The sequence below is a fragment of the Acutalibacter sp. 1XD8-33 genome (assembly GCF_003612555.1).
Classification (GTDB): domain Bacteria; phylum Bacillota; class Clostridia; order Oscillospirales; family Acutalibacteraceae; genus Acutalibacter.
Genome location: NZ_RAZF01000052.1, coordinates 1 through 10,806 on the forward strand (window position 1 = coordinate 1; position 10,806 = coordinate 10,806).

Sequence of the window (10,806 nt, forward strand, 5' to 3'; positions counted from 1 at the left end):
CCTTTTTCTCCCTCATTCTACAGTTTCAGCTTTGAGACAGCAAAAGGCACGGTTGGCTGCCGCGCCTTTCACCGTTATTTACTATTGTAGGAGGGATAATTTATGAAGGAATTTTGGAACACCATACAGTTCATCTTCGCTGCTATCGGCGGCTGGCTGGGGTACTTCCTGGGCGGCTGTGACGGTCCGCTGATTGCCCTGGTGGCCTTTGTGGTTATTGACTACATCACCGGGGTCATGTGCGCGGCGGCGGACAAGAAGCTGTCCAGTGAGATGGGTTTCAAGGGCATCTGCCGCAAGGTGCTGATTTTCCTGCTGGTGGGCATCGCCAATATTCTGGACGTGCAGGTCATTGGCACCGGGAACATACTGCGCACGGCGGTGATCTTTTTCTACATCTCCAACGAAGGGGTATCTCTGCTGGAGAACGCCGCGCATCTTGGACTGCCCATCCCCGAGAAGCTCAAGGACATTCTGGAACAGCTCCATGGCAGGAGCGAAGCTGATGAAAAGGACGGTGACGAGTAATGGCATATTCTAACAGTGCTATGGTGAGCTACACAAGATTGAGTCCGAATCATTCTGTACAGCGCACTCACACCATTGACCGCATCACGCCTCATTGTGTGGTGGGGCAGTGTTCTGTGGAGACGCTGGGCGGTATTTTTGCGCCATCCAGTCGGCAGGCTTCATCAAACTACGGCATCGGCGCGGATGGCCGCGTGGGGATGTATGTGGAGGAAAAGAACCGCTCCTGGTGCAGCTCCAATGCGGCGAACGACCAGAGGGCGGTCACCATCGAGTGCGCGTCCGATGCTGCTGAGCCCTATGCCTTCAGAGACGTTGTCTACCAGGCGCTCATCAATCTGTGCGTGGATATTTGCAGGCGCAACTGCAAGAAAAAGCTACTCTGGCTGGGTGATAAGGGGAAAACCCTTTCCTATGAGCCGAATCCTGATGAGATGGTGCTGACGGTTCATCGCTGGTTTGACAATAAGTCCTGCCCTGGCAGCTGGATGTATGCCCGGATGGGCGACCTGGCGGAGAAGGTTACGGCACAACTCGGGGGCTCGGCTGATTCTGGCACCTCGACCACGCAGATTTACCGTGTTCGAAAATGCTGGAATGACAGCAAAACGCAGAAGGGTGCGTACAAGAAGCTGGACAACGCCAAGAAGTGCGCAGATGCTAATCCGGGGTATAGCGTGTTCGATGCAGCTGGTAAAAGCATCTACACACCGGGTGCAGCGGTCCCTTTCACCGTGAAGGTGTCCATTCCTGATCTGCGCATCCGTTCCGGCCCTGGCACGGATACTACCGCCACCGGGAAGTTCACCGGGGTTGGGGTATTCACCATCACCGAGGTCAAGAACGGCCCTGGTTCCGACAAGGGCTGGGGGCGGCTGAAATCTGGCGCGGGGTGGATCGCGCTGGACTACGCACAGAGAATCTGATTGGTGGCCCACCGGGGAATTTTTCTCTAGTGGGCCTTATTCTATTACACAAAATTAGGATTTTCGGCATTTTCCAATACATAGCTGTCAGAAGGGATGACCTGATAACGATTGGCAGGCGTCCCTCCGGACGGAGGTGTGTGGAAAGTGACAGATAGTCAAAAACAGGAAATCACTAAGCTCCGCGCCAAAGGCAATGGCTACGGCAAAATTGCTCTTGCCCTGGGCATATCCCAGAACACGGTCAAGTCCTATTGCCGCAGGAACAATATCAGCGCTGATTCTACACTCTCTGTGGAGGTATCGGAGCCTCTGGAAACAGGCACGAGTTTTTGCGAATGCTGCGGCAAGGAAATACATCAGATTTTCGGACACAAAACGAAGCGGTTCTGCTCAGATGCCTGCCGGAACAGATGGTGGAATTCCCATCTCGACCTTGTGAAGCGGAAAGCAGTGTACAAATACAAGTGCCCAGGCTGTGGCCGGGAGTTTGAAGTCTATGGAAACTCCCATCGAAAATACTGTTCCCACAAGTGCTACATCAGACATCGGTTCGGAGGCAGACAGTATGAGCAGAAATGATTTCCAGAAGGAAAAGCTCTATCAAGCCACCATGAGCATGACACGAAAAATGCTCCAAGAAGGGCTGATTTCGGAAGAAGAGTATCGTCAGGTTGATACGATCTTCCTCGAGAAATACCAGCCTGGTTTCGGCACATTATTCTCTGATTTGTCGTTGACTTCCAGGGCGTAAAGAGGGATATATAGTGGCGAAAGGGGTGATTGCATGGCAAAAATAAGCCGTGTGGAGCCAAAGGCTCCGAGCCTAGAAAAGCGGAAACGCGCCGCTGCCTATGCCCGCGTTTCGGTCGAAAGCGAGAAGATGAACCATTCTCTGTCCGCGCAGGTAAGCTACTACAGCTCGCTCATCCAGAAGAATCCTGAGTGGGAGTACGCAGGGGGTTACGCGGATGATTTTGTGAGCGGTACGGGGACGGCAAAGCGCGATGAGTTTAATCGCATGACAACCGATTGCGAGGCGGGGAAAATCGACATTGTTCTGGTAAAGAGCATTTCGAGGTTTGCCAGGAACACGGTTGATTTGTTGGAAACCGTCCGCCATCTGAAGGATATCGGCGTTGAGGTTCGTTTTGAGCGGGAACATATAAGCTCGTTCAGCGGAGATGGTGAGCTGATGCTGACCATTCTGGCGTCCTTCGCCCAGGAGGAGAGCCGCTCCATCAGCGACAACGTGAAGTGGGGCATCCGCAAGCGTATGGCGGAGGGCATACCCAACGGACATTTCAGAATTCTCGGCTACCGCTGGGAGGATGACGAGCTGGTAATTGTGCCGGAAGAAGCTGCTGTTGTCCGCAGAATTTTCCAGAACTTTCTTGATGGCAAGTCCAGGTTGGAAACTGAACGAGAGCTTGAGGCGGAAGGAGTCCGCAGCATAAACGACTGTATTATGCGGGATTCCAATATCAAGATGATCCTCACAAACATTACCTACACAGGTAATCTGCTCCTGCAGAAGGAGTTCATTGCGGACCCTATCACTAAGCAAAAGAAGAAAAATCACGGTGAATTACCACAGTATTACGTTGAAGATACGCATCCTGCCATCATCGATAAGGCCACTTTTAACTATGTCCAGGAGGAAATGGCGCGGCGCAGAGAGTTGGGCTGTTTTGCGAATAAGGCGCTGAATCTTTCCTGCTTTTCCAGTAAAATCAAATGTGGGAACTGTGGACGGAGCTTCGTGCGTTCTGCGCGGAAACGGGGCGGTTATGTTATTTGGACTTGCGGCTCTAAAAAGGGCAGAACAGAAAGCTGCGGTGCGCGGGATATTCCTGAGAAGTTGCTCAAGAGCGTATGTGCCGATGTTCTTGGCACTGACGGGTTTGATGAAAGCATCTTTGCGGAGCGTATTGAGAGAATTATCATCATCGGAAAAGATACGATGGAGTTCCATTTCTATAGCGGTGAAACTGAGAAATTAAAATGGAAATCTGACGCCAAGAAAGCCATGTGGACGCAGGAACGCAAGGCCCTGTGGAGCGAGTATAACTACCTCGGCGGCAGAAACGGCACGGGCATGGGATTCAATGAGTGGAAGGAGCGTGGCGGAAACTGTGCGGCTTATCTTCTTCCTGTTCCTTGAAGGGATGAGTCCCCATTCCATCGCGGTGGAGCTCACCAGAAGGTGCATCAAGACCCCAGGCGGCAAGGACGTGTGGAATCAGCAGACGGTACGCCGGATGCTTTCAAACGAGAAATATAAGGGCGACGCGCTCTTACAGAAAGAGTTTACCGTGGACTTCCTTACCAAGAAGATGAAGAAGAACGAGGGGCAAGTGCCTCAGTACTATGTAGAAGGGAATCATGAGGCGATTATCAGTCCTGCGGTATTCGACATGGTGCAGGCAGAACTGGAGAAGCGTAGGAGTGGCGGTTCCCGCTACAGCGGCGTCAGCATTTTCTCTAATAAGATTAAATGCGCGGACTGCGGTAGCTGGTTTGGCTCTAAGGTCTGGCATTCGACAGACCAGTACCGTAAGGTCATCTACCGCTGCAACCTCAAGTATAACGGCGAAAAGTGCCAGACTCCCCATGTCACTGAGGATGAAGTCAAGGCGGCGTTTGTATCAGCTTATAACCAGCTTGTTACCGAGAAGCAGGAGATCATCGCCAATGCGGAGATCATCCGAAAAACGCTCTGTCGGACAGATGATTTGGAGGCAGAAAAGCGTGTGCAGGAAGAGGAGATGTCCATAGCGGCAGAGAGGGCGCAGGGCTTGATTGCGGAGAACGCCAGGGTCGCGCAGAGCCAGGTTGAGTACCAAGAGCGGTATGACGCTCCGGTGGGGCGCTACAATGCCGCCAAAGCGCGGTACGATGAGGTGGTTGAGGCCATCGCTGCAGAGGTTGCTCAGAGTGAGCGGTTATTGGATTTCATCAGGACGATGCAGATGCAGGAAGGTATCTTGACTGAGTTTGATGAGGGGCTTTGGAGCAGTATGGTGGATTTTGTTACCGTCGGGCAGGGCAAGGAAATCAAAGTTACCTTTAAGGATGGAAGTGAGATAGAAGTGTAAAATCGAGTATCGAAAGCCCAAAACAGAGAACGCAGAGCCTGGGTTTTGATTGAAATCCAGGCCTTGTGTTCTCTGCTTTTATGGCCTAGAAATCAACAGGCAATGTTTTAGAGCCTTTTGTGGCTTAGGAAAATTGATTTCCTAGCGGCAAAAGACTAAAGTCATTATAACCAAAGAAAGGAGTTCGCTATTATGAAAGTTTACGGATATATACGTGTTTCCAGCACCGACCAGAACGAGGACCGACAGAGAATTGCTTTGAACACCAAAGCCGTGCCATCTAGAAACATCTACATGGACAAGCAATCCGGCAGGGACTTTGATAGACCCAATTATAAACGGCTGGTTAAGAAATTGAAGCCCGGCGACCGGCTCTACATACTCAGCATCGACCGCCTGGGCCGCAACTATAAGGAGATTCAAGAGCAGTGGCGTGTCCTCACCAAAATCAAAGGCGTAGATATTTGCGTGATCGATATGCCCCTGCTGGACACCCGAACCGCCAAGGACCTGATGGGTACTTTTATTGCTGACCTGGTGCTACAGATTCTCTCCTTCGTGGCAGAGAACGAGCGGGTCAACATCAAGAAGCGCCAGGAACAGGGGATAGCAGCGGCGAAAGCCCGTGGAGTGCGGTTCGGCAGGCCAGAGAAGCCGATTCCGGAGGATTTCGAGCAGATAGTCTCGCAGTGGCAAGCAAAAGCACTTGACATCGACCAAGTGCTGGAAGTCTGCGATATGAGCGCGGCCATGTTTTACAAGCGTTTGCGGGAGTTCCGCATGGCAAATGGAACAAAAAGGGAATCGGGAAAACTCTGAAAAAGTAGACTTTTTTACAAATCTAGTTTTTCTCAAGCAGAATCTCCCATGTTCATATGGTCAATAAGGTCTTGCGTTTTTGAGCGTTTTGTGGTAAACTTAACGAAAATGCAGAAGCTCTTAAAAAGTCTACTTTTTTCTAAAACAGTAGTCGTTTTTTGAGAGAAAGGCAAAAATGGAGGTGAGCAATGAGAAAAAGTTTTTTTGGTGTTGGCGGTTTACCTAGTGATGGGGATGATGCCGCTGGGTGTGAGCGCGGCGACTGCGGACAGCGACTTTACCATTGAGAACGGGGCGCTCAAGAAGTATAACGACTCCGGGACAACCATTTTTGTGCAAAATTTGCCTGGATTCGAATTACGTCGATTCCCTAAAAGTCGGCAGTTTAATTCAACTGCAAAAGTATGGGTATAAAGATGTTCGGGTAGGCCGAATCAAAGGGGAAATCATTCCGGGTGTTACAAGCGTGTACCGAACAATCGCCAGCCAGGCATTTATTGTCAAGGGAGCCTTACACTTGCCAGAATGCACCCCCTTGAAGCTGAGAAATGGGAACATCCCCTGGCAGCTTTGGGCAGAGGGTGATTATATGCTGGATTTTTACTTCTATCGGAGCACCCGGTTCCTCTTGCAATTTCTCACTAAGCTGATTTTTATGAAGCTGCCACTGCAGGCTATGGCGAGGCACCGAAGAAACTGAGCAGTCTTTCAAGGTTCTTCTCAGGGCAATACGCCGATAAGTGGGTAAACATGATGATTACTGTAAAAAACGGTAAAGTAACCTACGACAAAATTCTACGCAGTGTGTGGGATAAGGAACCCTTTCCCCTTGTAATTCGCTGAGTACGCAGATGAATTCTTTGGAGGTATTTACAATGAAAAAGAGAGTTGTGTCCATCCTGCTGGCAGTTTGCATTATGTTAGCAATGATGCTATCTGTTCCAATTACGGGGCAGGCTGTTTCATCCACAGATGTACCGGATGGGTATACCGGTATCTACACGGCAGAGGATTTAAGGAATATTGAAAACGATTTGAAAGGAAAATACATTCTTATGAATGATATTGACTTATCAAGTACTGAAAATTGGATACCAATTGAAGGATTCAAGGGGCGGTTAAATGGAAATGGGCATAGCATCCTAAACTTGACGATTAATTCAAGTGACTTAAAGTACATTGGTCTGTTTAGCTCTTGTGCTGGGAGTATATCCGGCTTGACCATCACGGGGAATATATATGTAAAGGGTGTATCTCTCTATGTCGGTTCAATTGCTGGAGCAACACGTAGTGGAGAAATTTACGGATGTGCGAGTTATGTGTCTATAGTTTTTACAGATGAAAGTTCCGAAAATCATCTTAACACATGCTACATGGGAGGAATTGTTGGGTGTGCTGGTGGTCTAATAGCTGGCTGTAGTAACTGGGGTACAATCCAGGGAAATGGGTACGAGACTTTTTCATATGGACAGCGTATATATCTGGGTGGAATAGCTGGTCAAATGAGAGAGGGGCAAATTTTGAACTGTTTTAATAAAGGCCAACTATCTATAATTGGTCACAGAGAATCAACTAATGAGCATAAAGATGGTCATTCTGGGGGGATTGGAGGAATTGTTGGGGATGTTGAATTTTCTGGTGACATTGAGACGAGTTATAATATTGGAAAGTTAAAGTGTTCGTTGTATGGAGAAAACTCTGTAGGCTCGATATGTGCAACCGGCATAGATATAGAAGATTTCAAAATAAAAAATTGCTACTATATGGAAACGAGTTCTGAGACACATGTCCCTGTTGCTGGCGAATATAAGTCAGCAGTTATTACCGCATTCCCTCTCTCAGAAGATGACATGAAATTGCAGAATTCATTTGGTAAGTTTGACTTTTCTATGGTTTGGCAAATGGGGAATGAGAGATATCCATACCCCATTATCCAAAGAGCTCCGCTGCTTGATTTATCCATAGATGCAACCATCTTAGCACCCAGGCTCACCCTCCTAACCGAAGAACCTATCGCTCAAGGGGGATATTTCGATATTTCTTGGACCGAGGTGGATGGAGCAAAATCATATAAAATAGAGGTTCTGGATCAGTCTGGCAAGGTAGAATATATTGATTCTATTGCATATGCCGGCCAGTCATATCGAATAAGCAATCTCGGCGTGGGGAAGCATATTGTACGAGTTAGCGCCATATCGGCCCAGAACGTGGCTAGCAACCCCAGCAACTCCTTGGAAATTATTATTAACCCCGGTTACCCACAGCTCATTCAAAAGAGCGGGAATTTCCTGCATATGTCCGCAATTAGCGGGAAAAGCGAGTCTTACCCATACGAATACGATGAATCTTGGTTCCTGGAAAACAGCACAATATATAACCACAATTTAGCCAAGATGTCCCTCGCTATGGCTATGGCATCCTTTGATACGGAAGAGAAAGTAGTAGGCATTGATAGGGCTAACAATATTACAGACCTGTTGTATCAGTTGGGATATAAGTTCACCAACAAATCCATACATTACGAAACTCCTACCACCGACAGCATCGGATACGCAATTGGGCACAAGATTGTGACGGATGGAATGGACAACTACACTATCATCGCCGTGGCAGTACGCAGCGGCGGGTATGGACAAGAGTGGGCCAGCAACTTTACCATCGGGATGGGCGGCGTCCATGCTGGCTTTAACCAAGCCGCAGATGAAGTCGTTGCTGCGGTTCGGGAATACATTCAGCAGATTGGCGCAAGTTCCAACATCAAGCTGTGGATGTCAGGCTATAGCAGGGGAGCCGCGACCACTAATATCGCCGCACAAAGACTGGACTATCTGGCAAATAGTGGGCAGATCAAGGGATTGAATCGGGATAACATTTTTGCATACTGTTTCGAGTGCCCGCAAACAGTGCAAGCAGATAGCCCTACATTCAAATCTGATTTGACAGATAATATCTTTAACATTGTTAATTATGTTGATCTTGTTACAAAAGTAGCGCCATCATCTACGAACTGGAATTATACACGATTTGGCCGCACACTCTATCTTCCTTCAGCAGAACAAACCAGCGAATATATGCATTTGATGTTAAAAATGATAGAATGCTATTCTGATCTTTTAGAAAATACAGATGATAAATATCCAGAATTATCCTCAGCAGAATATTCAAAAACCGCTCCAGCGCAGGGAGAATTATCCCAAAACGCAGTAGATACCCTTGCTTTCATCTTGGTAAACCCCCAAATCTACACGTCTAGATATCAAGACGAAGTACGCAATATTATTGCAGCTAAATTCAACGGCTCCAAGGAACCATTAGCTAATATAGTTCCCTTAATTTTTCCTGCACTTACAGGGATAACTGAAATGGGACGACAGCCGTTATCTGTGGGGAGGGTGATTTTATATATTTCGGAAATAGGAAGAGCTCATTACCCAGAGCTATGCTATTCCTGGCTGGAGGCATTATCTGCTGATGATCTAAGGTTTGAGAGTGGGTTCGCTCCTGCAAGAAACCGAGAGGTAATTCTGAATGCCCCCGCACAACCTCGGCAGATCAAGACACGACAGGCAAGTACGGATTTTCCAATTTCCGTGGAGGTGTTCGACAGCGCAAACAATTTAGTCGCGGCTATGGATGAGAGCTTTGAAAATACTGTGGAAGATAGCACTATCGCATCTTTTATTGATGAAAATGATCAACGGATATTAATCCTCCCAGTAGATGAAGAGTATCGGATTCAGCTGACAGCGGAAAACGATTCCACGATCTCTTACTTGGCAAAGGAAAAAAATTTGGACTCCAGTTCAACGGAGAAGATTGTAAGCTATTACCAGGTGGATCTTCAAGATGGTGATGTTCTGAAGGGCCTGGCAGAAAATGCGGAAAATAGCTCTGCAGATTATCCCTTGTTCCTAAATGGCTCTGATACTGCTCTTGCCCCCTCAAACAATGAAAGTGGAGAGTTCATAGAAGAGTTTAAGGTGACCGTAACAAAATCAGGCAAAGGAACTGCAACTGGTGGAGGAATCTTCTCGCAGGGAGAGTACTCCAAGGTTTCCGCTTCGCCAGAGAGCGGTCAAGAATTCCTCGGGTGGTATCAAGACGGCAAGCGGATATCCACAAGTGCGGAGTATCGTTTTATTGTAGCATGCGAGGTCCAGTTGGAAGCAAAATTTACAGATAAAGGAAACTCCGCTGGTCCTTCTAACCCCACTATAATTTTTTACAACATAAAAACAGAGCTGAATGAACATGGTACTGTTATTGTAAAGCCCTCCAGCATCTATAAAGGTGGTGTTGTAACAGTTACCGCCAATCCAGACAAAGGTTATAAGCTGGAGAAAATCTCCGTCATCGACAGCCAGGGCAAGAGTGTGGAAATGGCGGAGAAAAACGGCAAGCTCACTTTCAAGATGCCTGCGCGGAACGTGACGGTGAAAGCCAGCTTTGCGCCTATTCAGACCGTAACACCCACGCCGACAGCCTCTCCGTCCCCCACACCATCTGCATCACCATCTCCTAAGCCCTCATCCGATCCGTCTCCTTCGCCCTGGAAGAATCCTTTCCCGGATGTACCTGAAAGACAATGGTTTGCAGAGGCGGTAGAATACGTCTGTGTTAACGGGGTGATGACAGGCTATGCCAACGGTAAGTTCGGCCCTAATGACCAGATCACTCGTGCCCAGTTTGCCCAAATCTTCTACAACAAAGAGGGGAGGCCCAGCGCACCGGGCAGTCAATTTGCGGACGTGAAGTTCGGCCAGTGGTATGCGGACGCCGTGAATTGGGCCGCGAAGGAAGGGGTAGTAAAGGGTGTTGGCAATAGCAGGTTTGCACCCGATGAGTCCATCACCAGAGAGCAGATAGCCACTATGCTCTGGCGCTATGAAGGAAGCCCCGAGCCAGAGAATGATACATTGGATTTTGACGATTTCGATAAAGTCAGCAATTATGCCTTGCAAGCTATGTTATGGACAAACGAAAATGGTATAGTTAACGGCAAAGGAAACGGAGTACTTGATCCAAGGGGCAAGGCTACTCGCGCAGAAACAGCACAGATGTTAATGAACTATTTGAAAAAGTAATGCAAAAGGAAAGGACGGTTTCGACTGTCCTTTCCTTTTGCCAATTTTACCCCCCCCCCAAAAAAAATGTTCAGCAGGGATTTATACCCTCATAACGATTGCACACAAATCGTTATGAGGGTGGTGCATTTTGCACCCTGCATAGGTGCATCGTTAAGAGGGTACACTTTGGGCTTCGTTACATTGTATCATTTATGGGATGGTAACCGACCCTTGCTGTGGATCAGGTGGTATGTTTGTACAGTCTGCAAAATTTGTAGAGAATCACAGTGGTAACACCTGGGAGCAGGTGAACCTCATCGCGGGCAGCTGGGGCGTGGTGACGGCCATCAACTTCATGGGCATGGGCTG

General features: G+C 48.2%; 8 protein-coding genes and 1 pseudogene. All 9 read left to right on the forward strand.

The features are described 5' to 3' along the window. The first annotated feature begins 102 nt into the window (after positions 1–102). Positions 103–528 carry a phage holin family protein gene (locus D7X94_RS17140; protein ID WP_120428999.1) on the forward strand — a complete coding sequence of 142 codons (426 nt, stop codon included), beginning with the start codon at positions 103–105 and terminating at the stop codon, positions 526–528. Then, entirely contained in the window at positions 528–1,454 is a 927-nt protein-coding gene (locus tag D7X94_RS17145) for a peptidoglycan recognition protein family protein (protein ID WP_120429001.1), read from the forward strand. Before D7X94_RS17140 ends, D7X94_RS17145 begins: the two co-directional genes overlap by 1 nt. A gap of 147 nt (positions 1,455–1,601) precedes the next feature. Next, positions 1,602–2,036, forward strand: a complete 435-nt coding sequence (locus tag D7X94_RS17150; RefSeq protein WP_120429003.1) for a helix-turn-helix transcriptional regulator — start codon at positions 1,602–1,604, stop codon at positions 2,034–2,036. Beyond that, positions 2,023–2,208 (forward strand): SHOCT domain-containing protein, encoded by a 186-nt coding sequence (locus tag D7X94_RS17155; protein ID WP_120429005.1) that lies wholly within the window; start codon positions 2,023–2,025, stop codon positions 2,206–2,208. Before D7X94_RS17150 ends, D7X94_RS17155 begins: the two co-directional genes overlap by 14 nt. Before the next feature lie 33 nt (positions 2,209–2,241). Continuing rightward, complete coding sequence (locus tag D7X94_RS17160; RefSeq protein WP_120429007.1) at positions 2,242–3,618, forward strand: recombinase family protein; 1,377 nt, start codon at positions 2,242–2,244, stop codon at positions 3,616–3,618. Next, positions 3,590–4,552, forward strand: coding sequence for a recombinase family protein (locus tag D7X94_RS17165; RefSeq protein ID WP_243111375.1), 963 nt, complete (start codon positions 3,590–3,592; stop codon positions 4,550–4,552). The genes D7X94_RS17160 and D7X94_RS17165 overlap by 29 nt, the downstream gene beginning before the upstream one ends. Positions 4,553–4,744: 192 nt before the next feature. Then, positions 4,745–5,371 carry a recombinase family protein gene (locus D7X94_RS17170; RefSeq protein WP_199715167.1) on the forward strand — a complete coding sequence of 209 codons (627 nt, stop codon included), beginning with the start codon at positions 4,745–4,747 and terminating at the stop codon, positions 5,369–5,371. A gap of 875 nt (positions 5,372–6,246) precedes the next feature. After that, positions 6,247–10,455 carry an S-layer homology domain-containing protein gene (locus tag D7X94_RS17185; protein ID WP_158591072.1) on the forward strand — a complete coding sequence of 1,403 codons (4,209 nt, stop codon included), beginning with the start codon at positions 6,247–6,249 and terminating at the stop codon, positions 10,453–10,455. A gap of 196 nt (positions 10,456–10,651) precedes the next feature. Further along, a pseudogene (locus D7X94_RS17190) lies at positions 10,652–10,732 on the forward strand (N-6 DNA methylase); the annotation flags it as partial. Between the last annotated feature and the right edge of the window lie 74 nt (positions 10,733–10,806).